This window comes from Sorangium sp. So ce1504, from assembly GCF_051521635.1.
GTDB lineage: Bacteria > Myxococcota_A > Polyangia > Polyangiales > Polyangiaceae > Sorangium > Sorangium cellulosum_B.
In genome coordinates this window covers 10,962,028-10,986,943 of the sequence record NZ_CP150365.1, presented here as the reverse complement: position 1 = coordinate 10,986,943, position 24,916 = coordinate 10,962,028, and the positions used below count along the sequence as shown (strand labels likewise).

The following is a 24,916-nucleotide window of genomic DNA, read 5'->3' as shown; positions in this document are numbered from 1 at the left end:
CTGCTCCTCACGCCCGCGCGACGAGGAGCGCGAGCACGTACACGATCAGCCATACAAGCCACAGGGTGCTCGTCCGCCGCCACCCCAGCCGGAAGCCGTACATCGGCGCGAGCGGCGGCACCACCAGCGCGACGAGCCCGCGCCAGCGGGGCTGGCTCCGGAGCGCGAGCCGCGCGGCCAGCGCGACGTGAGTGGTCACCCAGGCGGCGAACGAAAGGACGAGCGTCGCGGTCGCCGCGATATCCTTCACGGGGCGAAGCCTAGCGTCGCCGGCGCGCCCCGCCTCTGGAAAACGGCGACCCTGGGCAGCGCGGCGACCTCCCGGCGCGGCCCGAGCCCCCGCTCTGTCGCGCTACCAAATCCGGGCTAAGCTTGGCCCGTGCCTCTGCGCAACATGCCGTGTTTTCGTCCGGATTCCTTCCTCACAGCGCGCGCCGCCCCGCTCGTGACCCGCAGCGCGAGGGCGATCGCGGGCGCCGCCCGCGCCCTCGTCGACCGCGACGGCCGCCTCATCCCCCTGAGCCTGCTCGCCGGCGCGGTGTGCAGCGTCGCCGTCGGCGTCGGCGCGGCCCAGGCGATCTCCGCTCCGCCCGATACGTTGCCGCTCTCCGAGGTAAAGCCGGGCATGAAGGGGTACGGCCTCACCGTCTTCTCCGGCACCACGCCCGAGAAGTTCGACGTCGAGGTCATCTCGACGCTCCGCAATTTCCGACCGAACCAGGACCTCGTCCTCGTCAAGACGCAGCACCCGCGCCTCGAGGTCGCCCGCACCGTGGCGGGGATGAGCGGCAGCCCGATCTACCTGAACGGCAAGATGATCGGCGCCTACGCGTACGGCTGGCTCTTCGGCGCGGAGGCGATCGCCGGCGTCACCCCGATCAAGTCGATGCTCGACGAGCTCGCGCGGCCGCTCCCGCGCGGGATCGCCCCGAAGGTCGGCGGCCCGCTGCCCGCCCCGGTGAGCCGCGCCGGCGGCGCGCCGCCGCGCGCCGCCGCGCCGGCGCGCCTGCACGGGAGCCGCGGCTTCCTGGGGGCCGTCGACGCCTACGACCTCGCCGGCCACGCCAGCCAGGTCGCCGCGCGCGTCGCGCCGTCGCTCTCCCCGCCCGAGTCGACGGGCCTCGCGCGCGCCTCGACGCCGGTGATGCTCGGCGGGCTCGGCGGGACGTCGCTGCGCATCGCGAGCGATCTGCTCGGCCCCATGGGGCTCGATCCGATGCAGGCCGGCGGCGGCTCGTCCGCGAGCCCGGAGCCGGGCGCGCCGACCAGGTACGTCGACGGGGGGGCGATCGGCGTCGAGCTCGTGCGCGGCGACATCTCCGCGATGGGCATCGGCACGGTCACGCGCGTGTCGGGCGACAAGCTGGTCGCGTTCGGCCACCCGATGATGAACGGCGGCGTCACGAACCTCCCCGCCGCGATCGCGCGGGTCCACTGGATCCTCGCGAGCCAGAACCGGAGCTTCAAGATCGGCGAGGCGGTGCGGCCTCTGGGCACGCTGGTGAACGATCGGCAGGCCGCGATCGTCGTCGACAGCTCGGCGAAGGCGCCGGTCTTCCCGATGCGCGTCCAGATCGACGGCGTGGAGGGCGCGCCGCACCCGACGTGGAACGTCGAGGTCGCGCACGATCAGTTCCTCGCGCCCGCCTTCGTCTCGATGGCCGTCGGCAACGCCGTCGAGGCGACGACGGCCGAGCGGCGGGACATGACCTGGCGGGCGGTGAGCCAGGTGAAGATCGGGCGCTACGGCGCCATCTCGCTGGTCGACTTCGGCGCCGGCAACGGCACCCCGCTCAGCAGCGACGATTTCGTCCGCAGCCGGCTCGTACGGGCGATGGGGGCCCTGCTCAACAACCCCTGGGAGGACGTCTCGATCGAGCGCGTCGACACCCGCGTGAAGGTCACCTTCGATCGCGAGGTCGTGCTGCTGCGCGGCGCGAAGGTGCTCGAGCCGGAGATCGAGGCGGGCGCGCCCGCGCGGATCCGCCTGGATCTCCAGCCTCATCAGGGCCCCATCGAGTCGCGCGTCATCGAGGTGCCGGTGCCGCGCGAGCTCGCCGGCAGCCAGGTGGACATCGATCTCGCGCCCGGCTACGAGGTGGAGCGCCCGATGGCGACCCCGAACAACGTCGCCGAGCTCGTGGCGATGCTGCCGAGCCAGACCCACGACGCGGAGAGCGTCGTCGCGACGTTCCGGCTCCGGGAGAACGGCGCGGCGTACCGCGGCAAGGTCGCCTCGCGGCTCCCCCCGGGCGCGATGGACACGCTGCGCCCGAGCTCCGCGTCCGACGCGCCCGAGACCTTCGGCGCGCAGGTGCAGGTGCCGGTGTCCCTCAAGCGCTTCCTGGTCGGGAAAGACTCCGTGAGCGTCACGGTCCGGCCTATCCTCCGCTGAGCCCGCCGGTCTCCCGCCTCCCTCTCTTCCCTGACCCCCCTCCATCTTGCGACCCATGAGCACAGAGCGCTCTTCTGCCCATTCCCGATCGCCTCACCCTCACGCCGTCCCCTCTCCGCGCAGGCTCCTCGCCGCCGCCGTCGCCGCCGTGGGGCTCGTGGCGCTGCCGGCCCACGCGGTGGGCACGCGCAGCTTCGAGCTCCGATCGCTCGAGGACCTGAAGGGCGGCGATCTCACTGGCGTCAGCGTGGACTCGAACGGCGCCGTGCGCGCCGGGCTGACGCTCGGCGCGACGCCGCTGCCCGACGCGACGTCCATCTGGAGCTCCGTGGTGCTGCCGGACGGGACGGTGCTGCTCGGCACGGGCAACGAGGGGAAGATCTACAGCGTCTCGGGCGGCCGGGTCGCGCTCGTGGCCACGACCGGGCAGATGGCGGTCAGCGCGCTCGCGCTCGCGTTCGATGGCGACGTCATCGCGGGGACCTTCCCCGAGGGCAAGCTCTTCCGCCTGCCGCGCGGCGCGGGCAACGGCGGCCCGGCGAAGGTCTTCGCCGAGCTCCCCGACACCGAGGACGTGTGGGGCCTCGCGTACGATCCCAGGGCGAAGGCGCTCTACGCCGCCACCGGCTCGGAGGGGAAGCTGTTCCGCGTCGACGCCGCGGGCAAGGCCCAGGTGTACTTCGACAGCGACGAGCCGCACCTCATGTGCGTCGCCGTCGGGGACGACGGCGCCGTCTACGCCGGCTCGAACGGCAAGGCGCTCCTCTACAAGCTCACGGCGCCCGGGCGCGCGACCGTGCTCTACGACTTCGACGCCGACGACGTGAAGGCCATCGCCGTCGCGCCGGGCGCGAAGGGCGGCGCGATCTACGCGATCGCCAACAAGTACGCCGAGGCGTTCGCCCCCCCGAAGCGCAACCGGAGCGGGCCGCCGTCGCCGCAGCCGGCGCGCGCGCAGAAGCCCGGCAAGGGCGTGCTCATGCGCTTCGATCGGCGCGGCGTCGCCGAGAAGATGATGAGCGACGACGACACCCACTACGTCTCGCTCGGCCTCGGCGACGACCTGACGCCGTACGTCGGGACCGGCGCGGAAGGCCAGCTCTACACCGTGAGCGACAACCACGTCGCGCGGCTCGTCGCCGACACCGACGAGCGCCAGGTCGGCGCCTTTCTGATGGCGGGGCGGCGCAGGTTCGTCGCGACCACCGACCCCGCGGTCTTCCACGAGGTGAAGGGCGTCGGCGGCGCCGACGCGGTGTGGACGAGCAAGGTGCTCGACGCCGGGCTGCGGGCCACGTTCGGGCGCCTTTCGTGGCGCTCCGACGGCGCGCTGGAGCTCGAGACCCGGAGCGGAAACACCGACGCGCCGGACGGCACCTGGAGCCCGTGGTCCACAGCGCTCGCCGCGCCGGGCGACGTGAAGAGCCCGCCGGCGCGCTTCGCGCAGATCCGCGCGCGCTGGCGCCGCGATCCGGGCGCGGTGCTCCGCGAGGTGAAGCTCTCGTTCGTCACCGACAACGCGCGCGCCGTGGTCACGTCGATCGAGGCCGCGCCGAAGGGGCAGACGAAGCCCTCTCGATCGAGCCTCCCGCCATCGGGCGGGGAGGCGCCGAAGCCCGTGAGCGCGCTCCAGCTGACATGGAAGGTCGACAATCCAGACCAGGACGACCTCCGCTACCGCCTCTCCTACCGGATGGAGGGGCAGTCGACCTGGCGCAGCCTGCTGAAGCCGGGCGAGAAGGTGACGCGCGCCGAGCACGTATGGGACACGACCGCGCTTCCCGAAGGCGAGTACCGCATCCTCGTCGAGGCGAGCGACGAGCTGGCGAACCCGCCCGAGCGCACGCTGCGCCACAGCCTCGAGTCGGGAACCGTCCTTGTCGACAACACGCCGCCGGTGTTCCGGGCGCTCGCGCTGCAGGGGCGCCGGCTCACGGGCGAGGTCGCGGACGGCCTCGGTCCGGTCGCGCGCATCGAGGTCTCGATCGCGGGCCTGGAGGAGTGGCGGCCCGTCTTCCCGAGCGACGGCGTCTTCGACGAGGCCGTCGAGCCGTTTGAGGCGGATCTCGGCGCGATCGTGCCGCCGGGCGCGCACCTGCTCGCGGTGCGCGCCTATGACAGCGCGGGCAACGTGGTCACCCGCGACATCGAGGCGCGGTAGGCGCCATCACGCACCATCGCGCGAGGCCCGGCGCTCGGTGCGACACGGGCGTCATGCTTGCGCCAGGGATGCCCGCAGGCGAGGTGCCCCCGTGTGCGCGGCGCACAGGACGGCGGCGTCCTCACCCAGGCTGCGCTCGGCGCCCTGGCGACGACACACAGAATCGGCACATTCTGTGAATGCAGGAGGCGACATGATACGCTCATTCCGCTTGTGCTTTTCTGGTGGTCCTGGAATGAGCTCACACCGCGCCCGTCTGCTTTCTGGCCTCGTGGCGACCTGGGTTTTCGCGCTCTCCGCGTGCTCGATGGATGACTCGGCGGCGGGTGGGTACGAAGACGGCGGCGGGGTGTTCGGGAGTGGGGGGGGCGAGAGCGAGTCGGCCCAATCGGGCGGCAGCCCTCCGCCCGCGAGCGGCAGCGGCAGCGGCGGTGCCGGTGGCGTCGTGAACGAGGACCTCAACATCCCGGCGGCTCCGGAGGCGCAGGATCCCTACACCCGCTTCGCTTACCTGTGCGGCGATGGCTGCACCCCAGGCGGGGAGCCGACCGAGTGCTCGTCGGACGGCGGCGCGGGCACGGGGACGGGGCTCCCAGCCGCGCAGACGCTGCACTGCCAGCTCGTGCTCGACGACGGCGATGCGATCCCGAGCTGCCAGCCGGCGGGCCGCTTCGAGGCAGGCGGCCCTTGTCACAGCGGCGCCGATTGCGCGGCTGGCCTGGGGTGCGTGGCAGCCGACGGGGAGGGCGGCGTGTGCCGGCAGTATTGCTGTGGCCACGTCGAGAGCTGCGCGGCGGGGACGTACTGCGACGAGCGACCGATGGCCCAGTCGGTCGTCGAGGCGAGCGCTCCGGTCCCGATCCCCGTCTGTGTTCCCGCGATGAACTGCGAGCTCTTGAACGACAGCGTGTGCCCGACGGGCCTCACCTGCACGATCGTCCGCGAGGATGGGACGACGAGCTGCGTGGTGCCCGGCGAGGGGCGGGCCGACGAGCGTTGCCCGTGCGCGCCCGGCTTCGTGTGCTCGATGCTGACGAACCAGTGCAAGCAGCTCTGCCGGATCGACAGCAGGGCGCCGGAATGCGGCGCAGGCGCCAAGTGCCAGGGCGGCAGCGCGATCTACCCCGCCGGGTTCGGCGTGTGCGTGAGCACGTCGTAGCCGCCGTCCGCCCGTCGCTCCGTTAAGAAATGTTGTCGAGCCTGGCTCCGGCGTGGATCGGAGCGGCGGGCGCGCGCCGCCGTGGTCATGCTGGACGCGTGCAGCGGCCTCTTCTCTCCTTCGTCGTCTTCATCGCTGTCTTCAGCGCCATCGTGGCAGGCGTCCACTACTACCTCTGGCAGCGCCTGATCCGCGCGCCCGAGCTCGGCCCGCTCTGGCACCGCGTCGGCAGTGTGGCCCTGGTGGTGCTCGCGTCGCTGGTGCCCCTCGGCCTCTTGCTCACCCGCGCGCTGCCCCGGCACATCGCTGGCGTCGTCGCCGGCGTCGTCTACACGTGGGTCGGGCTCGCCGTCCTGCTCTTCTTCCTCCTGCTCACCTCCGAGTTCGTCCGCCTCGGCGCCCACGGCGTCACGGCGCTGCTGCACCAGCCGCTCGACGGCGAGCGCCGCACCTTCCTCTCGCGCGCCCTCGCGGGCGCGGCCGGAGCGCTCGCCATGGGCTTCGGCGTCGCCGGCGCCGCGAGCGCCCTCGGCGAGGTCGCCGTCCGCCCGGTGCGCGTCCGCTTGCGCCGCCTCCCCGCGGCCATGTCGGGCTTTCGCGTGGTTCAGCTGACCGACCTCCACATCGGCCCGACGATCGGCCGGGCCTGGCTCGAGCGCGTCGTCGCGCGCGTGAACGCGCTCGAGCCGGATCTCATCGCGATCACGGGCGATCTCGTCGACGGCTCCGTGGAAGAGCTCCGCGAGCACACCGCGCCGCTCGCCGATCTGCGCGCCAAGCACGGGGTCTTCTTCGTGACGGGCAACCATGAGTATTACTCCGGCGCCGAGGCGTGGATCGCGGAGCTCCGCCGGCTCGGCGTGACGGTGCTGCGCAACGAGCGTGTCTCGATCGGCGACGGCGAGCACGGCTTCGACCTGGCCGGCGTGGACGACTGGAGCTCCCGCGGCATGGGCCGCGGCCATGGCCCCGACCTCGCGCGCGCGCTCGCGGGGCGGGACCCTTCTCGCGAGCTCGTGCTGCTCGCGCACCAGCCCAAGCAGATCCTGGAGGCCGCGGAGCGGGGCGTGGGCCTGCAGCTCAGCGGCCACACCCACGGTGGCCAGATCTTCCCGTGGAACTTCTTCGTGCGGCTCGACCAGCCCTACGTGGCCGGGCTGTCCTCGCACGGCGACAGCCAGATCTACGTGAGCCGCGGCACGGGCTACTGGGGGCCGCCGATGCGCGTCGGCGCGCCGTCCGAGATCTCGCTGATCGAGCTCGAAGGCGCCGCCGCGGCGGAGGCCGTGGCGTGACCCGACCGGGCGCTCACGGGAGCGGGGTCGCCGGGTCTCTCTTGCAGTTGATGACCGGCGCCGGGTAGCTGCTCGGATCGGCGATTCGCTCCATGGCGAAGGTAGAGCCCTTGAGATTCAGGGGGAGCGGCCTCGCCGTGGTGCCAGTGACAACGCCACAGATGAAGTCGGCGGGCGCGCAGAGGGAGCCGCCGGTCAGCGTGATGGTGGCCTCGAGCTCGCTGCCGGAGATGGGGTTGGCGTCGCCCGGCACGACGAGCGTGGGCAGCTGCGCGGTGAACGTCCCATCGGCGGACAGCTCGAAGGGACCCACATCGAACGGCTCGCCCGTGGGCGTCTTGCGATCGGCGGCCACGAGCGGCTGGAAGGTGAGCGAGAAGCTCAGGCCGCCGTCGCTGGCCTGGGTGGTCAGGCTGGCCACGAAGAGGATAGGGGCCCGCGGGTTGAGATACGCCGAGAGGCTGAAGAGGAAATCGCCGTCGACGGCGCCCGCTTCCGGCAGGCAGTTGTCGCCGCCGCCTCCAGCGCCGCCATTTCCGTCGCTGCCACCACCACCCTCGCCGCTGCTCTGGTCTTCGCGGATCGTGGTATCGCGAGCTTCGAAGTCATCGTATCTGCCTGCCGGGTCGGCGCAGCCGATGAGGAGCGCCGTGGTGGTGAGGGCAGCTGAGGCGAGCGTTGTCCGGATGGTGCGGGAGAAAAGCATTTGACACCGTGCGAAAGGTGACATTTGACTTGATCGGGTAGAACCTTCCGACGTGGCAGGTGTTGCAACCCTACCATGCAGGGTCCGCCGCAGGCGCCGCATTCCTCCGCCCTCAGAACCGAGAACACCGGATATGTCCATCAACCGCCCCTGTTTCGCGATCTCCGTCGGCCTCCTCGGCGGTCTCGCCTGGACCGGATCCGCGCTCGCCGGTGGGTTCGCGACCGCGCGGTTTGGCGGCGAGCACGGCAACCCGATCACGAGCAATCCGACCGCGGTCTACTACAACCCCGCAGGCCTCGCCGAGAGCGAGGGGATTCATCTGTTCCTGGACGGAAATATCGCGCTGCGCGCCGCGTCCTACACGCACTCGGCGGCGGCGACCGATGACGTGACGGTGCCGCGGGCGAACACGGGGGAGGCGAGCCTGTTCAACGTGGCTGCCTCGCCGATGCTCGGCGCGTCGGCCAGGCTCGGCGATCTGGCGCTGGGCGCCGGCGTCTATGTGCCCTTCGGCGGCGCCGCGTCCTGGGACACGAACGCGGCGTTCGAGGGCAATCGCGAGCTCGCCGGGCCGGTGGACGGCGTGCAGCGCTGGCACTCCATCGAGTCTTCGCTCCAGGCGATGTTCTTCACGCTCGCCGCCGCCTACAGGATCCCGGCGCTCCGTCTCAGCCTCGGCCTCTCCGGCAACCTGATTCGAACCCAGGTGAACACCGTGCGCGCCCGCAACGCCTCCGGCGACAACCTCCTTGCGACCGAGGGGCGCTCGCTGCTCGAGGTGAGCGGCTTCCACGCGAGCTTCGGCGTCGGCGCGCTGGTCGAGGCGGTGCCGAAGCAGCTCTGGATCGGCGCGTCGTACCAGTCGCGGCCGAACGTCACGGGGGGAGAGTCGCTCGAGGGCACGCTCACCAACCGCTTCAGCGGCGTGTCGAACTCCCCGAGCGACGTGGAGCTGCACCAGGGCCTGCCGGATATCGTGCGGCTCGGCGCCCGCTTCGTCCCGGCGGAGCGCTTCGAGATCCGGCTCTTCGGCGACTGGACGCGGTGGAGCTCGATGGAAAACCAGTGCCTCACCCAGGTCGGCGCGGCGTGCGAGATCGACCGCGACGGCTTCGCCGGAGAGGGCGCCCGCGTGGTGCAGAACATCCCCCGCCGCTGGAACGACACGTTCGGCGTTCGCGCGGGCTGGAGCCACTGGCCGCGGCCTGCGATCGAGGTCTTCGGCGGCGCCGGGTACGACTCCAACGCAGTTCCGGACGAGACCCTCGATCCATCGGGCGTCGATTTCCACGATGTCTCGTTCGCTCTCGGCGGGCGCTTCCATGTCGCGAAGCAGCTCCACCTCGCCGCGTCGTATACCCACCTGTTCTACGTCAGCCGGGACACCACGGGGGACAGCATCACCGCCGGCCTGCACCCCAACTCGAGGGCTCCCGACTCCGGCGGGCACTACGCGCAGAGCATCGGCGTGATCAACCTCAACGTCGATGTCGCCTTCTGAGCGAGGAACCTGAGCGCGGAACCTGAGCGCGGAACCTGAGCGCGGCGCCCGAGCGCGAGCCCGCGTCGCGGCGGGGCCGCTGCGCCGCGGCGAGGCGCCTCAGGAGGTGCCTCGCCGGGTCCGGCGGAGCAGGCTGAAGATGCGAGCCCCCAGCTCGGGGGCGCGGAAGGGCTTCACCATGTAGTCGTCGGCGCCGCTGGCGAAGGCCTCGACCATGTCCTGCGAGGAGGCGTGCGCCGTCAGGAAGAGGACCGGGAGATCGCGGAGCCCGGGCTCCTGCCGCAGCGTCCGGCACAGGTCGATGCCGGTCATCTTCGGGAGGTTCCAGTCGAGGACCACGAGGTGAAACGGTGAGCCGCGGACCCGCGCCAGCGCCTCTTCGGCGCTGGCGACGGCGACGACGGCGAGCTCGACCGCCTCGAGCATCGCCGACAGGAGCTCGCGGATGTGGGGGTCGTCGTCGACCACGAGGACCCGCGAGCCTTTGCCCTTCAGCCGAGGCGGCGCAGGGGGCGGCGCCCGGCCCGCCGGGCCGGCGCCCTGGACGCCGGATGACGCGGCGGGCCCGGCCCCGTCCGCGGCGCGGAGGAGCGCCGCGGCGTCGGTGTCGGGCACGGATCCGGGGCGGGGCGCCTCCGTCCGCGCGAAGTGGGCGAGGCGATGCCAGTCGCGCGGCTCGAACGTGAGCCGCGCCCCCTCCGGTGAGACCGACGCGCACGCCGCGGCCGACGTCGCGCGGCGGTTTTCGCCCAGCTCGAAGATGGCGAGCACCCACTCGCCATCGGCCACGACCTCCCCCGCGGGCAGTCCGAGCTCGAGGTCACGCTCCTCCGGATCGCACACGATTTGCTCGAACTGCTGCAGATCCGGGAAGCGGTAGAGGACGCTCCGCACCTCTTGACGCTACACCCGCGCTAGCATCTCGCAAGGGGTCCGACTAAGCTCGCGCCGCGATGTCATTCCTGCGCTGGATGCCGCCGCTTCTCGCGTTGCTCGCGATCGGCGCCACGGGCTGTCCTGGGAACCCGAGCTCGAACGAGCCCAAACCGGCCGCGAGCCCGGAGGTGGCGGTCTCGCTGCCGGGCGTGGACACCTCCTCGCTGACCCCCCGCGAGCGCCGGGAGTGGGGGGCACAGGTCTCCGAGCTCCTCTCCCCTTGCCCGGACACGCCCGTGAGCATCGCGCAGTGCGTGAAGGAGCAGCGCCCGTGCAAGGCGTGCCTCCCCGCCGCGCAGCTCCTGCTCGATCTGGTCAAGGACGGCCGATCGAAGAAGGAGCGCGACGACGCGTTCCACATGCGCTTCGACGCGAACAAGGTGAAGACGCTCGCCACCGACGGCTCGCCGGAGATGGGGCCGCCCGACGCGCCGATCACGATCGTCGAGTGGGCCGACTTCGAGTGCCCGTTCTGCAGGCTGATGGCGCCGCTGCTCGAGGGGCTCGTGAAGCGCTTCGACGGGCAGGTGCGCCTCGTCTTCAAGTTCTACCCGCTCTCGGCGCACGTCCACGGCGAGCCCGCCGCGCGCGCGGCGACCGCCGCGCTCAACCAGGGCAAGTTCTGGGAGATGCACCACCTCCTCTTCGAGAACCAGGACAAGCTGGAGCAGGCCGACCTCGAGCGTTACGCGCAGCGGCTCAAGCTCGATATGGTGAAGTTCCGCGCCGATCTCGTCTCGACCGACACCAAGGCGCGCATCGACAAGGACAAGCTGCAGGCCGACGGGGTCGGGCTCGAGGGGACGCCCCTCGTCTTCATCAACGGCCGCGAGGTCAACCTCCAGCTCCTCTCGAGCCCCGGCGAGGACCTCGAGGCGTGGGTCAAGCTCGAGCTGGAGCTCCTCGGCAAGACGCCGCGGCCAGCGCCCCCGAAGCCAGGCGACGCGTCGCCCTCCGGCAGCGCGATCCCCGCGGCCAGCGCGACCCCAGCAGGCAGCGCGACCCCGGCGGCCAGCGCGACCCCCGCCGCCGGGACCAGCGCGCCGGCGGGCGGCGCGGCGCGCCCCGCGACCTCGGCTGCACCCGCCCAGCCCGCCAAGCCGAGGACGCCGTGAAGGTCGCCGACCCGTGCGGCTGCTTTCCGACGGGCCGGCACTACCCTGGGATCGCGCACCTCCTCAAGGTGCGCGCCGTCGGTGTCGCGTCGGAGATCGACGCGGGCAGCGCCTGGATCGACCAGCCCATCGCCTTCGTCGACGTCGAGACCACGGGGCGCGATCCGGCGGGCGATCGGATCATCGAGCTCGGCATCGTCATCGGCCGCTCCGGGGAAATCCTGACGCGCTACAACTGGCTCATCCACCCGGGGCGGCCCATCCCCGCGGAGAGCACCGCCATCCACGGGATCAAGGACGCGGACGTCGAGGGCAAGCCGTCGTTCGCCGAGGTCGCGGAGGAGATCCTCGGCTGCTTCAAGGGGGCGATCCCCGCGGCGTACAACGCCACCTTCGACCGCTCGTTCCTGCTCGCCGAGCTCGAGCGCGTGGGCATGCGCCCGCGCGAGCCGCCGCCCGCCATGCGGCGCGAGGTCGACTGGGTCGATCCGCTCACGTTCGCCCGCGAGCTCTACAAGAACGAGGAGAGCCGCGCCCTCGGCGACATGGCCGCTCGGCTCGGGATCTCGCTCGAGAAGGCGCACCGCGCGACGGACGACGCCGAGGCGGCGCTCCAGGTCCTGTACGCGCTCGCGAAGGATCCGCGTGTGCCTCGCGCCTATGGCGGCCTGATCCAGGAGCAGCGGCGGCTGGTCCGTCTGCAGGACGAAGCGCGGAAGTTCTGGCGGAAGGCTCCCGCCGCGGCGCCGCCCCCGACCTCGAAGCCCAGCTGACGTCATGGGGGACGCGCCGAAGCGACGCCTCCCGGTCGTCGGCAGCAGCGCGGCAGGCGCGGCGCCTCCTCGGGGCGGCGCGGCAGCGCCGGAGAAGCGCAAGCTCCCCGTACTGCAGAGCAGCGGCGACGACGAGGTCGAGGACCGGCCGCCGTGGCACTGGATCGCGCTCGGGACGGTGGCGATCTTCATCGCGTGGCTGCCGCTCGCGGGCCTCGTCAACACGCTGCTGCGCCGGATGATCGAGCGGGCGGGGGACGCCGGGGCAGAGGGCTCGGTGCGGCTCGCGATGGTGGGGCTCAACGCGATCGCGTTCGCGCTCGCCGGGGTCGCCGGCGGCTACCTCGTGGGGCGGTTCGGCGGGCGCGCCGGGCGGCGCGAGGCCGCCGCGAGTGGCGCCGTCGTCGCGGCGCTCGCCTGGGCGCTCGCCCTCGCCGAGGGCGCGCCGGCGGGCGCGCTGGGGTGGGCGCTGCTGCTGATCGTGGTGGTCACGATCGGCAGCGCGGCGTCGTACGCCGGCGGCCGCGCCGGCCTCCGATCCCGCGCCGCATCCGGCCCGCCGCGCTCGCGCTGAGCGCCGCGCCCGCGCGCCGCGTCGATCAGATCGGATCGAGCTTGCGAATGGGCGCGCTCGCCTCGGAGAGCGCGGCGTACGCGATGGCCGTGCGAGGGTCGCGCGCGTCGGGGGCGACGTCGAGCAGCGGCCTGAGCGCGAACACACGGTCGCAGAGCCGCGGGTGAGGCACCTCGAGATCCGGCTCCGCCACGACCTCGCCCTCGATCCAGAGCAGGTCCAGATCGATCGTGCGCGGCCCCCATCGCACCGGATCGGGGCGCGTCCGCCCGAGCGAGCGCTCCACGGCGAGGGTGCGCTCGAGGATCTGGCGGGCGGGCAGCGACGTGGCGACGAGCACCGCGGCGTTCACGTAGTCGCCCTGCGGAGGGCCGCCTGCGGGCGGGGACTCGTAGCGCGACGACTCGAGGATGACGTCGAGATCGGGATCAGCGCCGAGGGCCGCGATGGCGGCGCGGAGGGTCGTCAGGCGATCGCCCAGGCTCGACCCGAGTCCGATGACGACATGCCGGCGGGATCTCATGGCGAGAACCTACCACGCGCCGCGCGCATCCGGCGGCCCGCGGCGCTCCGCGCGGAGAGCGGGCGCCGCTCCGGAGATCGGCGCGAGGAGGGCGCCGGCGCGACGGTCGCGATCACTCCCCCGGATCGCTGGCGCGGCGTCCTGCGCCGATCCGCCGGCCCTCCGGCCGCGGGGGGAAGACGCGCCGATCCTCGGGGCTGCGGCGCGCGATGGGGGAGCGGCGCTCGACGGACGGATCGCGCTGCGCCGGCTGCGCGCTGCGCTGGAGCCCCACGAACAGCGCGCGCATCTCCTCGAACGTCTCCGGCATGGCGACGGCCACGGTCGCCGCGTGCGTCCGGCACAGGCTGAGCGAGCGCCCCTGGATGACCACGCGCGCCATCCGCGTCCTCGCGCGAGGATCCCCGGGCGCGCCGCCGTCCCGATCGCCCTGCTCGCCGTCGCTGCAGACGGCACACCGCTCGAATGAGTCGCCCATGGGGGAGCCTTCGCAGAGGCGGGCGCTCCGGGCCAACTTTCCGGAGCGGGGTGGCTCACGCGCGCGCGGCCTGGCCGCGCGCCCGCTCCTCGGCCCAGGCGATCACCCTCGCCGCCGGATCCGCGCCGGTGAAGCGCCCGAGCTCCTGGATGCCCGTCGGGCTCGTGACGTTCACCTCGGTCAGGCGCTCGCCGATGACGTCGAGGCCCACGAAGAAGAGGCCGTCGGCGCGGAGGCGAGGCGCGACCGCGCGGACGAGATCGAGCTCGCGCGGCGAGAGCTCCGTCGAGACCACGCGCCCGCCGACGTGGATGTTCGAGCGGTGATCGTCGTCGCGGGGCACCCGGAGGATGGCGCCGAGCAGCTCGCCGTCGAGCAAGAGGACGCGCTTGTCGCCGTGGACGACGGCGGGCAGGTACTCCTGGACCATGGCGAGGCGGTGCCCCTCGTTCGTCATCATGTCCGCGATGGCGCGCGCGTTCTTGTCGCGCTCGTTGATCTGCAGCACGCCGAGGCCGCCCGCGCCGTCGAGCGGCTTGATCACCGCCGTGCCGCCGAGGGCCCGCACGAACGCGTGGATCTGCTCGCGGTCCGCGGTGACCAGCGTCCTCGGCGTCCACTCGGGGAAGTTCAGCGCGTAGAGCTTCTCGTTGGCGTCGCGCAGCCCGCGGGGGTCGTTCACGATGAGCGGGCAGCGCCGCGCGCGCTCCAGGATCAGCGTCGCGTACAGGTAGCTGCGATCGAACGGCGGGTCCTTGCGGATGAAGATGGCGTCCACGTCCGCGAGCCGGAGCCGCTGCGCGCCCCCCGCCAGCGAGATGAACGGGGGCGCGTCGCCGATGAGCACCGGCGAGGCCGAGGCGTGCGCCTCGCCGCCCTCGATCGAGAGGTCGCGCGGCAAGCAGTGGTAGCTCTCGTGGCCGCGCGCCTGCGCCGCTCGGATGAAGGCGAACGACGTGTCCTTGTCGTGCGTCACGCGGCTCAGCGGATCCATGACGAAGACGAAGCGCATGCGGTCTCTCGCGGTAGGGTTGGTCGGGGTTATCGAGGGAGGGAGAGGACGGCGCCCGCTGTAGAGCGAGCGCCGGTGCGCTCACTGCATCGCAGCGAGGACGAGCTGCGTGCTGACGTCGTCGCCGAGATCCGAGGCGAGCGCGTAGCCGACGCCGCTGCGCTCGGCGGCGGCGACCGAGTAGCCGTTGATGTTGCCCACGTAGACGGGGCGCTCGCGCACGACGCGCGGCTGCAGGATCGGCTGCGCCTTCTGCACCGGGACCGCGCGCGAGTTGAACATGTAGACCGTCACGCGGTGGTTGCCCCGCACCACGAACTGGAGCAGCGCGGCGCGCCGATCGCGCATCGTGTGCACGCGGGCGCCCATGAAGTTCGCCGGTATCGACTGGAACTGCGGCCTGCGGACCGGGACGCCGACGAACGGATCGAAGCGCGGGAGGTCCTCCGGGTTGGTCGTCTCCGGCGGCAGCGGCTGTGCGTGCTGGGTGACGAGATCGTCGAGCAGGACCTCGACGCTCTCGGCGCGCGTGAGATCGGCCGCCGCCCTCGCGGCGTCCGCCTTCGCGGCCTCCGCCGGCGCGTCCGGCCGCCGCGCCACGCCCACGACGAAGACGACGCCCGCCGCCGCGGCGAGCGCGATCGCGTACCCCCTGTGCACGAGGCGCGGCCTCGCCTCGGCCGACTGCGCTGCGTCGCGCGCCTGCTCGTGCGCCACCGCCGCGGCGACGCGCGCCCGCAGCGCGTCCGGGCACCCTGACGGCCGCGCCCGCTTCAGGCTCGCCCGCAGCGAGCGCAAGAGCCTCACCTGCTCGAAGCACGGAGGGCACTGGACGAGGTGGGACTCGAGATCGATGGCGTGGTCCGGATCCAGCTCGCTGTCGACGTAGGCGGACAGCGCGTGGTCGAACCGCGAACAGCTCTCGATCGATTTCGCAGCGCTCATGCGGCACCCCGCTTCCGCTTGCGGTACGCGTCCAGGTCGGCGGGCGCGTCCTTCGCAGCGTCTTCGCTGACGATGCCCATCAGGACCGCGTGCTCGCGCAGCGTCTTCTGGAGGAGCTTGCGGCCCCTGTGCAGGCGCGACATCACCGTGCCGATGGGGCAGCCCATCGCCTCGGCGATCTCCTTGTAGGAGAGCTCCTCGATGTCCGACAGCACCACGGCCAGCCGGAACTCCTCGGGCAGGGCGTCGAGGGCGCGCTGCACCTCCGCCTCCACGAGCGGCGTGAGCGCCTGGGTCTCCGGATCGCGCATCGCGCGCATCGTCGTCGCGCCGACCCACGCATCGGTGAGCGGCTCGGCGTCGGGGCCGTCGAAGATGCCTCGCTCGAGGCCCCCGCGACGGTACCGGTTGATGAACGTGTTCGTCAGGATCCGAAGCAGCCAGGCCTTGAGGTTGGTGCCCGGCTCGAACTGATCCCGGGCTCGCATCGCCTTGACGATGGTGTCCTGGACCAGATCCTCCGCCTCCGTCGAGCTCTTCGTCATCCGGCAGCTCACGCCGTAAAGCGTGTCCAGATGACCCAGCAGCTCGATCTCGAAGGCGTCGGCTCGGCCACCATCGGTGCTGGCCAACGACAGGTCCTGCGCTACGGACGCAGGTTTCTTGCTGAAGAAGAACGGCATGGGCTCGCCCGGGGGAACAGAGGAGCGCCCAGGGCTATTCCAGCCTGCTCTCGCTCCCCTGACCCTCGCGACCCTCGCCCGCGGGTTCGTCCGCGCCGGAGCCCGTCTGGTGCGGAACCGCGCCCTCGATGGGTTCACCCGCGCGTCCCTGGAGCTTCGCCTCCAGCTCGTCAATGCGCTGCGACAGGCGCTTGACATCGGACTGGAGATCGCGGACCAGCCCGAGGCCCGGGAGGATGGCCCGGATGCGCTCGTCGACGGCCTGCTGCCATTGATCGAGCGTCTGCTTCGAGCTCTCGACGATCCCGCTCAGGCGCCCCTTCGCGTGGCTCGACCTGTCCGTGTCGAGCGGCGGGGGCGGATGGGACGAGGGCGACGCGGGCGCCGCCTGCTCCGTCCCCGGGGCGGGCGCCGTTCCTGGCGCCGCCACGCCGCCCTCGCCAGGGACCGCGCCGGGGATGAGCCGGCCGATCGGGCCCTCGCGCAGCTGCGAGAGCAGCCGCTCGCCACGCTCCTGGATCAGATCTCTCAGCGTGCCGAGCGGGACCGAGCGCGGCTGCGATTTGAGATCTTCCGAGATGATCAGCGCCAGCGTGACCTCGGTCTTGTCCTCCTTGGTCGCGTTGTCGATGATCTGGACCTCTTCGCCAGCCCGGACCATCTCCCCTATCTGCTGCAGGGTGACGTAACGACTGTCCTTCGTGTCGTAGAGCTTCCGATTGGAGTAGCGCTTAATAACGCGACGCGGTACCTCGCCGCCTCCCAGAGTCTCCTTCGCCGTTTCCATCTCCTCTACGCCTCGAGTCGATTGGACCACCGCAAGAAACCTCGCGCAAGGGAAGATCACTCGATATCACTCAAATCATTCGACAAAAGAGACCGCGTGCAGGGGCCGGCGATCGATCTGCGTGACGTGGCCGCGAGCTATCCCACCGGGAGGCTGGCGCTGGAGGGGATCAGCCTGGATGTGCGCGCGGGCGAGCTCTGCGCCGTCCTGGGGCCGAACGGCGCGGGAAAATCGACGCTGGTCCGGGTCCTCTCCGGGGCCCTGCGGCCGGCGCGGGGCGAGGCGACCCTGCTGGGGAGGCCGCTCGCCGGCATGGACCGGCGGGCGATCGCGCGGTGCGTGGCGGTCGTGCCGCAGGGGATCGCCTCGGCGCCCGGCTTCACGGTGCGCGAGGTCGTCATGATGGGCCGCGCGCCCCACCAGGGCGCGTGGATGCTCGCCGCCGGCCGGGACGAGGAGGCGGTCGCCCGCGCCCTCGACGCCTGCGATCTCGTGGGGCTCGCGGGGAGGCCGGTGGCCGAGCTCTCCGGCGGCGAGCAGAAGCGGGTGGCCATCGCCCGCGCGCTCGCGCAGGAGGCGCAGGTGCTGATCCTCGACGAGCCCGGGGCGCACCTCGACATCCGCCACTCGATCGAGGTCCACGAGGTCGTGCGCAGGGAGGTGGCCGAGCGGCGCCTCGCCTGCGTCGCGGTGCTGCACGATCTCAACGCGGCCGCCCAGTACGCCGACCGCGTGGCGCTCCTCAAGGCCGGGCGGCTGGTCGCCCACGGCACCGTCGAGGAGGTGATGACCTACCGCCGGCTCAAGGACGTGTTCGAGGCAGAGCTCTACGTGGGCGTGAACGAGCTCGACGGCAGCCGGTACTTCCTCCCCGTCCGAGGCCGGTAGGTAAGTCGGTAAGTAGTAGGTAGACAGCGCGAGCAGGAGCGCTTTTCTCCGCATTCTCGACCGCGCGAGCGGCGCGGTTTATAAGCGGCACCATGCGCGGATCTCCTCCCTGGAGAGCTCTCTCTCGAGGCTTCTTGCCGTGCCTCCTGGCCCTCCTCGCGCTGCTCGGCGCGGCCGGCTGCGCCGAGAGCAGGACGGCGCCCGAGCTCCTGAGCGTCGTCGACGTCGTGCCGCGCGAGGTCGACCTCGGCGACCGCATCGAGATCCTCGGGACCAACCTGCCCACCGCCGAGGCGAAGGAGGCGGTCGTCACGTTCCGCGGCACCCTCCGCCGCCCCGGCCAGGCGCCGCTCACCGGCCAGAGCATCGAGATCGAGGGCGCGCAGGTCAGCAGCACGAAGATCTCGCTGGTCTTCTCCGAGGGCCTGCAATCCCGCTTCGCCGGCCGCGGCGACGACGCGGTGCACACGACCTTCCACGGCGACGTCGTCGTCGAGATCCCCGCGACCGCGCAGGGGGCGCTCCCCGTGAACGGCACGGTGAGGGGCGTCACGATGGACTTCCTCCCGCCGACCCCGCGCCGCGCCGTCATCGAGGCGCGCGTGAAGGAGGGGGCGCGCGCGCTCGCGTTCTTCGGCGTCGAGGTCGCGGCCGAGTCGCCGCCCGCCGGCGGGCTCGTCGTGACGGGCGTGCGCGACGGGAGCCCGGCGGGTCAGGCAGGGCTCCAGCCCGGCGACGTCATCACGCGCTTCGAGGGCGTGAAGGTCCTCTCGAAGGGCGACGTGATCCCGAGCGGCCACGAGCGGCGGTCGGCGGTCGGGATCCGCCGGGGCGGCGCGACCCCGTCCGAGATCGAGCTCTCGACCGAGGGGTTCCACGCGAGCGCGCCCGCCGATCTGCTCGGCGCCGGGATCCTCCTCGGCGTGGCCGCCGCGATCATCCTGCTCTTCATGGCGCCGACCGCGGGGATCATCACCTGGGTCGAGCGCCGCGTCTCGGCGCGCATGCAGTCCCGCATCGGGCCGAACCGCGCCGGGCCGCAGGGCCTCCTCGTGTGGGTCGCCGACGGGATCAAGTCGATCATGAAGGAGGACATCATCCCGGCCGAGAGCGACAAGGCGCTCTTCCGGCTCGCGCCCTACCTCGTGTTCGTCGGCGTGTCGGCCACGTTCGTCGTCATGCCGTTCGGCCAGTACCTCATCGCGGCCGACCTCGACATCGGGATCCTCTTCGTGATCGCCGTGACGTCGCTGGTCACCATCGGCCTCATGACCGGCGGCTGGGCGTCGAACAACAAGTGGTCGCTCCTCGGCGGGATCCGCTCGGCGGCGCAGATCATCAGCTACGAGATCCCCGGCGCGGTCGCGATCGTGTGCATCGTGATGATGACGGGCTCGCTGCGGCTCCAGGACATCATCGGCGCCCAGGGCGGCGCCGGGCCCTCGCTCCTCGACGTGGGCGGCTGGCCCTGGCACTGGTTCGTCTTCCGCAACCCGATCACGTTCGCGCTGTTCTTCCTCTATTTCACGACGGCGCTCGCGGAGGGCAACCGCGCGCCGTTCGACCTGCCCGAGGCGGAGAGCGAGCTCGTGGCCGGCTACTCGACCGAGTACTCCGGCATGCGGTACCTCTTCTTCTTCTTCGCCGAGTGGGCGAACGTCTTCGTGATGTGCGGCATCGCGAGCGCGCTCTTCCTCGGGGGCTGGCAGATCCCCGGCGTCTCGCCGGCCCAGCAGGAGGCGAGCTTCGGGCTCCAGCTCGTCGGCGTCTTCCTCTTCCTGCTGAAGAGCTGGGCTCTCGTCTTCGTGGTCATCTGGATCCGCTGGACGCTGCCGCGCGTCCGCATCGACCAGATGATGAACCTCTGCTGGAAGTGGTTCGTCCCGCTGTCGTTCGCGGCCTTCCTTCTGACGGCGCTCTGGATGGTGATCGGCGTCAGCAAGACGGTCCAGCTCGTCATCAGCGTCGTCACCTTCGCCGCCTGGGCGTACCTGTTCATCCACTTCATCCGCAGGGTCCAGCACAACCTGCGGGAGGCCAAGGTTGCGCTCCACCTGAATCCGTTCCTCTGAGCGCAAACCGCGGTGCCACCTCGGCCTTGCGCTGAGGTATGCTGTCGGCGTGGCGGTCCCCTCGAGCCCGGCCTCCGACTTCTGCTCCGCGTGCGGGTTCCCGCTGCGTGGGCCGCGGTGTGAGGCGTGCGGGGTGGATCGGTCGCCTGTGCTCTCCGCCTCGCGCAAGCCGCCCGCGGACGCGGACTGGGACGGGAGCTCGATCGACGCCTGGCGCACGCGCGACCCGGTGCGCTTCGTCGCGCACTGCGCCTCCGCGGAGGCCGGGGCGAGCCTCCAGGCGACGACGCTGCAGGAGGGCGTGGGGTGGATCGTTCCGCTCGGGGCGATGACGCTCTTCGTCTCGCTCGACGCGGCGAACGAGCGGGTGTCGATCGACGTCCCCGTCGTGCGCGTCGCGGAGCGGCACCGGGTGCCGCTGCTCAGGACGGCGCTGGAGCTGTCGAGCGGCCCCGAGCCGTTCCGGCTGTGCATGCGGGAGGATCTGCTGCTGCTCCGCCGCGTCGGCCGCGTCGCCGCCTTCACGCCGGAGGCGCTGCGCCAGGCGTTGCGCGAGAGCGGCGAGGCGGCGCAGCGGCTCGGGGAGACGATGGGCGCGTGGTTCGACGCGCGGCCGCCGTTCTCCGAGGAGCAGCGGGCGAGCCTCACGTGGGCCTCCGCCGGCCGCGCCCGGCCGCTCAAGAGCTTCACGCTCCCGCCCGCGCCTGCCCGCCCGCAGAGCGCTCCATCGGTGCGGGCCGGCGCGCCGGCGACGCCGGTCTCGGGGGCGCGGACGCCGCTCGAGGAGCTGGCGGCGTGGGCGGCGCCCCCCTTGCCGCGCCTGCCCGAGTCGGTCGCGCGCCCCATCCGCGACGCGGACGCGATCCCCGACATCCTGTCCCCGTTCCTGGCGTCGGCGCCGATGCCGGCGCCGAGCGCCGCGTCGTCGAAGAACGGCGGCGCGCCCGCGCCCAAGGCCGGCATCCTCCCGCCGGCGCACGACGCCGGCGCGGCGTCGAAGGCGATCGGCGGCGTCGCGAGCCCGGGGTCCGAGGGCGGCGCAGCGAAGCCGGCTCCGGGGAGCGCGGCGGCCGCAGCGCCGCTGTCGGGTGAGCAGGCGGCGGCCGCGGAGACGCCGGCGCAGGTCAGCGATCGCCGCAGCGCGCGCACCGTGCCCTTTCGTCGCTCGTCCTCCATCATGGCGGCGACGCCGCTGTCGGTGCGCCCGCCCGCGCTGCCGGAGGTGGAGATCGAGCCTCCGTCGCGCCGGAGCATCCCGTCCCGCCCGGAGTCGGCGAACGCGGCGGCCGATCGGTTCTGCCAGCTGCTCCGGGACGCGCAGGTGCTCGGCGCGGCGCTCAGCTTCCAGGAGCGGCCGGGCGTCATGGTGCTCCTCATCCGGTGCACGGTCTTCCGCGCGATCTACGAGCACGGCGAGGCGATGCCCGACGCGGTGGCGCACCTCTACCGCTGCACGGCGGCCGCGACCCGCGAGCTCATCCAGGCCGAGGGCGGCGCGCGCCGCGGGAACACCGCGGGCGTCGCGGAGCCGGCGCTCCTCGCGATGGAGCGGCTCGTGGCGGTGCGCGGCCAGGTGCCCGAGGAGAAGCCGCTCCACATCGATCCGCTCACCACGGCGGCGCTCGCGCGCGAGCACCTCGGCCGCTACCTGCGCGAGATCGAGCGCGCGCCGGCCGACCCGATGCTCCGGCACTTCCTCGCGATCGGGGCCCTGTCCGAGCTGCTGGTGCGCACGAAGCTGCCCGCCAAGACCGAGCAGCGGCTGCGCGACATCGTCGCCTACGCGCAGCGGGACGGCGCCAAACCCGGCACGATCGAGCTGCTGATGACGGCGCTCTCGAGGATCGTCGCGCAATGACGTCGCAGCTGGCGGCGCACGGCGACGGCGATCTCGCGCTGCTCCACGAGCGCGTCGCCCGCGCCCGCCGCTCGGTGGTGGCGATCCGCGCCGGCGCGCTCGTGACGACTGGCTGGGTGGCGCTCGGCAACGGCGTCGTGGTGGCGAGCCGGCGCGGGCTCGGCTACCCGACGGAGGTCGCGCTGACGTTCGAGGACGGGCGGGGCATGGCGGGGCGGGTGATCGCCGCGGACGTGGGCCGCGACGTGGCGCTCGTCGCGCCGGCCGATCCGCCCGGCGTCGCGGCGCTCGCCGCCCGCGCGGCGGCCGAGCCGCGGCTCGGCGAGCGCGCCGCGGTGCTGAGCTGCCTCCCGGGGCAGAGCCTGCGCCTCGCGGTCGCGCGGGTCTGCCACGTGGCGCGCAAGGTCGACGGGCAGCTCCCGGCGTTCGAGCTCGACGTGGCGGCGCCCCTCGGCGCGCCGGTGCTCGATCCCGAGGGGCGGGTGATCGGCGTGGTCGCGGCGCCGTCCGGCGCGGCCGGGGAGCTCGCGGGTCACTGCGTGGTGGTCCCGGCGGGCGCGTTCCAGCCGCTGCTCGCCCTCGGGGATCGGACGCTCGCGGAGCTCAGGGACCGGGCGCCTGTGTACCGCTGCCCGGCGTGCGAGGAGCCGTTCGACGTCGAGTGCGACAGGTGCCTGGGCTGCGGCCGCCTGCTGCCGCACGCGTACCCGCCGTGCCCGGCGCGCGCGGGCGTCGAGCGGGTGATCCGGCGGGGCCTGTCGGCGCTCGGGCTCATCGCCAACCGGGTGCGTGTCGGTCCGAGGGCGTGGCGCATCGCGCAGCGGCCGTACCCCACGGCGGAGGCGGCGACGCAGGTGGACATCGAGATCGACGAGGCGGGGCGCCTGCTGACGCTGCGCGCGCCGGTCGTGGGGCTGCCTGCGGCGAACCACGAGCCGTTCTACCGGTTCCTGCTCACGATGAACGACCAGACGACGGGGGAGTTCCGCGTGTCGCTCACGGGCGACGAGGTGTCGGCGTCGTGCGTGGCGTCGCTGGAGGGCTGCGCGGACCACGACGTGGCGCTGCTCATCGATGGGCTCGTGCAGATGGCCGACGAGTACCGGAGGACGCTGGCGGAGACGTTCGACGCGGCGCCGAGGTTCGAGTCGGCGGCGGGGCGCTGAGGGGAGAGCCATCGGCCTTAACCAAGCGCGTTCAGGGCTCCCGCCCGCCTTCCAGCAGTCACCGTCGTGAACGTGGTCGTGGTCGTGAACGTGGTCGTGGTCGTCTGAGGATCCCGCACATCTTTTTTTGATCCGTTTCGGACCCGCCAAGCGTCTGGAATGTCATGGGAAATCCCGATGTGCCGGAAACGATGCCGTCGATCGTGCGCGAGTTCGAGACGGTGCAGCTGGGCGATGCGCGCCTGCATCAGCGGGTCCGGGCGGTGGTGGCACGGCTGAGCGTCGCGCCGGGCGAGAGCTTCCCGGACTCGCTGAAGACAGAGGCAGAGCTGGAGGGCTTCTACCGGCTCCTTGGCAATCAGCGCGTGTCGTATGGTGCGCTGGTGCAGGCCCACAGCGAGCAGACCCTCGAGCGGATGGCCGGTCACGACACGGTTCGCGCGGTGCATGACACCACCGCCGTCGCCTTCGACGGCGACGGCGACGGCGCACGCAAAGGGCTCGGTCCGCTCAACGGCAAGGACACCCAGGGCTTTTTGGCGCACGCGACGCTCGCCGTGGCCACCGACGCGATCAATCAGCCGCTCGGACTGCTGGGCCTTGCCTGCTGGGCCCGCAAAGCCTCCGCCCTGTCCAAGAGCCCACGCAAGAAGAACAGGACGGGCAGCGACTATGCGCGCGTGACCGACAAGGAGTCGACGCGCTGGCTGCGGCAGGTGGAGGCGGCCGAGCAGGCCGTGGGCGACCGCACGTCGCTGCTGCACATCATGGACCGCGAGGCCGACGCCTATCCGCTTCTGTGCGCCATGGTCGAGCAGGGCCACCGCTTCGTCGTGCGCATGGCGCGCGATCGGAACGTGTCGGAGCTGGCCGAGGATGAGGAAGAAGCGCTCGACGACGGCGCACGGCTGCGGCTGAGCGAGGCGCTGGTCGAGCTGCCGATCCGGCTCAGTCGCGAGGTCGTGCTCACCCAACGCCGCGCCGGCCCTGTCCCGGCGAGCAAGCGCGCGCACCCCGAGCGCTCGGAGCGGAGCGCCACGCTGGGCGTCGGCGCCCGGCGCATAGCGCTGCGCCGTCCGTACTACCTGCCCGAGCTGGCCGAAGAGCTCGCGGTCAACGTCGTGCTGGTGCAGGAGATCGACACGCCCGCGGGCGAAGAGCCGGTCGCGTGGGTGCTGGCGACCAACGAGCCCGTCGACACGCCCGACCAGATCGCAGCGATCGTCGACCATTACCGGGCACGGTGGCTCATCGAGGAGTTCTTCAAGGCCCTGAAGACCGGCTGCGCCCTCGAGACGCGCCAGCTCGAGAGCTTCCGGAGCCTGACGAACGCGCTGGCGCTGTTCGCCCCGATCGCGTGGCAGATGCTGCTGCTGCGCTCTCTGTCCCGCCTTGAGCCCAACGCGCCCGCGGAACGAGCCCTGAACCCCACGCAGCTGAAGCTGCTGCACCAGCACCAGCCCAAGAAGTTGCCGGCTCAGGGGGCGACGGTAGTCGATGCGCTCTACGCCGTTGCCGGTCTTGGTGGACATCTCAAGCGCAACGGTCCGCCTGGCTGGCTGACGCTCGCGCGCGGAATGCAGACCTTGCTCATGCTGGAGACGGGCTGGAACGCCGCCGTTGCCAACTCAGCGAAAACTAAGGGGGAAATGTGATCAATCCTCAGTCGTGGTCGTGGTCGTGAACGTGGTCGTGGTCGTGGTCGTCAACGGCTCGGTCGTGAACGTGAACGTCCCGCTCCGGCGTTCCGCTGCCCTCCGCGATGGGCGGAACGTTCACGTCTACGAACGTGTCGTCGACGACCACGACCACGACCACGTTCACGACCACGTTCACGTTGGTGACCGCTGGGGGTGGAGGGGGCAGGCTTGGAGCCCTCAGTGCGA

Annotated in this window: 23 protein-coding genes; 13 read left to right on the top strand and 10 right to left on the bottom strand. The window is 72.3% G+C overall.

Annotated features, from left to right (window positions below; genetic code table 11):
* Positions 1-7: 7 nt before the first annotated feature.
* Complete coding sequence (locus tag WMF39_RS41380) at positions 8-250, bottom strand: hypothetical protein (protein ID WP_012240189.1); 243 nt, start codon at positions 248-250, stop codon at positions 8-10.
* A gap of 129 nt (positions 251-379) precedes the next feature.
* Between WMF39_RS41380 and WMF39_RS41375 the strand changes: the two genes are divergently transcribed.
* The 4 genes from WMF39_RS41375 (at position 380) to WMF39_RS41360 (ending at position 7,010) form a co-directional block, all read left to right on the top strand.
* Positions 380-2,395, top strand: coding sequence for a SpoIVB peptidase S55 domain-containing protein (locus WMF39_RS41375; protein ID WP_437741942.1), 2,016 nt, complete (start codon positions 380-382; stop codon positions 2,393-2,395).
* Between the two features lie 55 nt (positions 2,396-2,450).
* Entirely contained in the window at positions 2,451-4,556 is a 2,106-nt protein-coding gene (locus WMF39_RS41370) for a hypothetical protein (protein ID WP_437741941.1), read from the top strand.
* A gap of 271 nt (positions 4,557-4,827) precedes the next feature.
* Positions 4,828-5,715 (top strand): hypothetical protein, encoded by an 888-nt coding sequence (locus tag WMF39_RS41365; protein ID WP_437741940.1) that lies wholly within the window; start codon positions 4,828-4,830, stop codon positions 5,713-5,715.
* A 98-nt stretch (positions 5,716-5,813) separates the two neighbouring features.
* A complete protein-coding gene (locus WMF39_RS41360; RefSeq protein WP_437741939.1) occupies positions 5,814-7,010 on the top strand; it encodes a metallophosphoesterase in 1,197 nt (398 codons plus the stop codon).
* Between the two features lie 13 nt (positions 7,011-7,023).
* Here WMF39_RS41360 and WMF39_RS41355 read toward each other — a convergent pair whose 3' ends face one another.
* Complete coding sequence (locus WMF39_RS41355; RefSeq protein ID WP_437741938.1) at positions 7,024-7,716, bottom strand: hypothetical protein; 693 nt, start codon at positions 7,714-7,716, stop codon at positions 7,024-7,026.
* 133 nt (positions 7,717-7,849) lie between these two features.
* Between WMF39_RS41355 and WMF39_RS41350 the strand changes: the two genes are divergently transcribed.
* Positions 7,850-9,220: an OmpP1/FadL family transporter gene (locus WMF39_RS41350; RefSeq protein WP_437741937.1), complete on the top strand. Its 1,371-nt coding sequence runs from the start codon at positions 7,850-7,852 to the stop codon at positions 9,218-9,220.
* Positions 9,221-9,319: 99 nt separating this feature from the next.
* Here WMF39_RS41350 and WMF39_RS41345 read toward each other — a convergent pair whose 3' ends face one another.
* Positions 9,320-10,114: a response regulator transcription factor gene (locus WMF39_RS41345; RefSeq protein ID WP_437741936.1), complete on the bottom strand. Its 795-nt coding sequence runs from the start codon at positions 10,112-10,114 to the stop codon at positions 9,320-9,322.
* Positions 10,115-10,173: 59 nt separating this feature from the next.
* Here WMF39_RS41345 and WMF39_RS41340 point away from each other — a divergent pair, with 59 nt between their 5' ends.
* The 3 genes from WMF39_RS41340 to WMF39_RS41330 are packed head-to-tail and all read left to right on the top strand — an operon-like array spanning position 10,174 to position 12,618.
* The gene (locus WMF39_RS41340) at positions 10,174-11,271 is read left to right on the top strand and encodes a DsbA family protein (protein ID WP_437741935.1); all 1,098 of its coding nucleotides are present in this window, start codon (positions 10,174-10,176) and stop codon (positions 11,269-11,271) included.
* On the top strand, positions 11,268-12,044 hold the full coding sequence (locus tag WMF39_RS41335; RefSeq protein WP_437741934.1) for a 3'-5' exonuclease: 777 nt from the start codon (positions 11,268-11,270) through the stop codon (positions 12,042-12,044). Before WMF39_RS41340 ends, WMF39_RS41335 begins: the two co-directional genes overlap by 4 nt.
* A gap of 4 nt (positions 12,045-12,048) precedes the next feature.
* Positions 12,049-12,618, top strand: a complete 570-nt coding sequence (locus WMF39_RS41330) for a hypothetical protein (RefSeq protein ID WP_437741933.1) — start codon at positions 12,049-12,051, stop codon at positions 12,616-12,618.
* 25 nt (positions 12,619-12,643) lie between these two features.
* On the opposite strand, the gene folK is transcribed toward WMF39_RS41330, so the two are convergent.
* The 6 genes from folK to WMF39_RS41300 all read right to left on the bottom strand — a co-directional run bounded on the left by folK (position 12,644) and on the right by WMF39_RS41300 (position 17,046).
* Positions 12,644-13,141, bottom strand: coding sequence for a 2-amino-4-hydroxy-6-hydroxymethyldihydropteridine diphosphokinase (gene folK, locus WMF39_RS41325; protein WP_437741932.1), 498 nt, complete (start codon positions 13,139-13,141; stop codon positions 12,644-12,646).
* A gap of 112 nt (positions 13,142-13,253) precedes the next feature.
* A complete protein-coding gene (locus WMF39_RS41320; protein ID WP_437741931.1) occupies positions 13,254-13,619 on the bottom strand; it encodes a hypothetical protein in 366 nt (121 codons plus the stop codon).
* Positions 13,620-13,674: 55 nt separating this feature from the next.
* Positions 13,675-14,631 carry a glutathione synthase gene (gshB, locus tag WMF39_RS41315; RefSeq protein ID WP_437741930.1) on the bottom strand — a complete coding sequence of 319 codons (957 nt, stop codon included), beginning with the start codon at positions 14,629-14,631 and terminating at the stop codon, positions 13,675-13,677.
* Between the two features lie 81 nt (positions 14,632-14,712).
* Positions 14,713-15,576 (bottom strand): anti-sigma factor family protein, encoded by an 864-nt coding sequence (locus WMF39_RS41310; protein ID WP_437741929.1) that lies wholly within the window; start codon positions 15,574-15,576, stop codon positions 14,713-14,715.
* Positions 15,573-16,208, bottom strand: a complete 636-nt coding sequence (locus tag WMF39_RS41305; RefSeq protein ID WP_437545797.1) for a sigma-70 family RNA polymerase sigma factor — start codon at positions 16,206-16,208, stop codon at positions 15,573-15,575. Before WMF39_RS41305 ends, WMF39_RS41310 begins: the two co-directional genes overlap by 4 nt.
* 85 nt (positions 16,209-16,293) lie before the next feature.
* Entirely contained in the window at positions 16,294-17,046 is a 753-nt protein-coding gene (locus tag WMF39_RS41300; protein ID WP_437741928.1) for a polyhydroxyalkanoate synthesis regulator DNA-binding domain-containing protein, read from the bottom strand.
* A 96-nt stretch (positions 17,047-17,142) separates the two neighbouring features.
* Here WMF39_RS41300 and WMF39_RS41295 point away from each other — a divergent pair, with 96 nt between their 5' ends.
* The 5 genes from WMF39_RS41295 (at position 17,143) to WMF39_RS41275 (ending at position 24,685) form a co-directional block, all read left to right on the top strand.
* Entirely contained in the window at positions 17,143-17,934 is a 792-nt protein-coding gene (locus WMF39_RS41295) for an ABC transporter ATP-binding protein (protein WP_437741927.1), read from the top strand.
* Positions 17,935-18,068: 134 nt separating this feature from the next.
* Positions 18,069-20,006, top strand: coding sequence for an NADH-quinone oxidoreductase subunit NuoH (gene nuoH, locus WMF39_RS41290; RefSeq protein ID WP_437741926.1), 1,938 nt, complete (start codon positions 18,069-18,071; stop codon positions 20,004-20,006).
* 133 nt (positions 20,007-20,139) lie between these two features.
* On the top strand, positions 20,140-21,864 hold the full coding sequence (locus tag WMF39_RS41285; RefSeq protein ID WP_437741925.1) for a hypothetical protein: 1,725 nt from the start codon (positions 20,140-20,142) through the stop codon (positions 21,862-21,864).
* Positions 21,861-23,030, top strand: coding sequence for a trypsin-like peptidase domain-containing protein (locus WMF39_RS41280; RefSeq protein WP_437741924.1), 1,170 nt, complete (start codon positions 21,861-21,863; stop codon positions 23,028-23,030). The genes WMF39_RS41285 and WMF39_RS41280 overlap by 4 nt, the downstream gene beginning before the upstream one ends.
* Positions 23,031-23,194: 164 nt before the next feature.
* On the top strand, positions 23,195-24,685 hold the full coding sequence (locus WMF39_RS41275) for an IS4 family transposase (protein ID WP_437739457.1): 1,491 nt from the start codon (positions 23,195-23,197) through the stop codon (positions 24,683-24,685).
* A gap of 7 nt (positions 24,686-24,692) precedes the next feature.
* On the opposite strand, the gene WMF39_RS41270 is transcribed toward WMF39_RS41275, so the two are convergent.
* Complete coding sequence (locus tag WMF39_RS41270; protein ID WP_437741923.1) at positions 24,693-24,866, bottom strand: hypothetical protein; 174 nt, start codon at positions 24,864-24,866, stop codon at positions 24,693-24,695.
* Positions 24,867-24,916 lie beyond the last annotated feature (50 nt).

Excerpts from the sequence above, each read along its gene's own strand:
- WMF39_RS41275 (WP_437739457.1), top strand. The coding sequence starts at position 23,195 with ATGGGAAATCCCGATGTGCCGGAAACGATGCCGTCGATCGTGCGCGAG.
- WMF39_RS41300 (WP_437741928.1), bottom strand. The coding sequence starts at position 17,046 with ATGGAAACGGCGAAGGAGACTCTGGGAGGCGGCGAGGTACCGCGTCGC.
- WMF39_RS41310 (WP_437741929.1), bottom strand. The coding sequence starts at position 15,576 with ATGAGCGCTGCGAAATCGATCGAGAGCTGTTCGCGGTTCGACCACGCG.
- folK (WP_437741932.1), bottom strand. The coding sequence starts at position 13,141 with ATGAGATCCCGCCGGCATGTCGTCATCGGACTCGGGTCGAGCCTGGGC.
- WMF39_RS41370 (WP_437741941.1), top strand. The coding sequence starts at position 2,451 with ATGAGCACAGAGCGCTCTTCTGCCCATTCCCGATCGCCTCACCCTCAC.
- WMF39_RS41280 (WP_437741924.1), top strand. The coding sequence starts at position 21,861 with ATGACGTCGCAGCTGGCGGCGCACGGCGACGGCGATCTCGCGCTGCTC.
- WMF39_RS41350 (WP_437741937.1), top strand. The coding sequence starts at position 7,850 with ATGTCCATCAACCGCCCCTGTTTCGCGATCTCCGTCGGCCTCCTCGGC.
- WMF39_RS41340 (WP_437741935.1), top strand. The coding sequence starts at position 10,174 with ATGTCATTCCTGCGCTGGATGCCGCCGCTTCTCGCGTTGCTCGCGATC.
- gshB (WP_437741930.1), bottom strand. The coding sequence starts at position 14,631 with ATGCGCTTCGTCTTCGTCATGGATCCGCTGAGCCGCGTGACGCACGAC.
- WMF39_RS41320 (WP_437741931.1), bottom strand. The coding sequence starts at position 13,619 with ATGGGCGACTCATTCGAGCGGTGTGCCGTCTGCAGCGACGGCGAGCAG.
- WMF39_RS41355 (WP_437741938.1), bottom strand. The coding sequence starts at position 7,716 with ATGCTTTTCTCCCGCACCATCCGGACAACGCTCGCCTCAGCTGCCCTC.
- WMF39_RS41330 (WP_437741933.1), top strand. The coding sequence starts at position 12,049 with ATGGGGGACGCGCCGAAGCGACGCCTCCCGGTCGTCGGCAGCAGCGCG.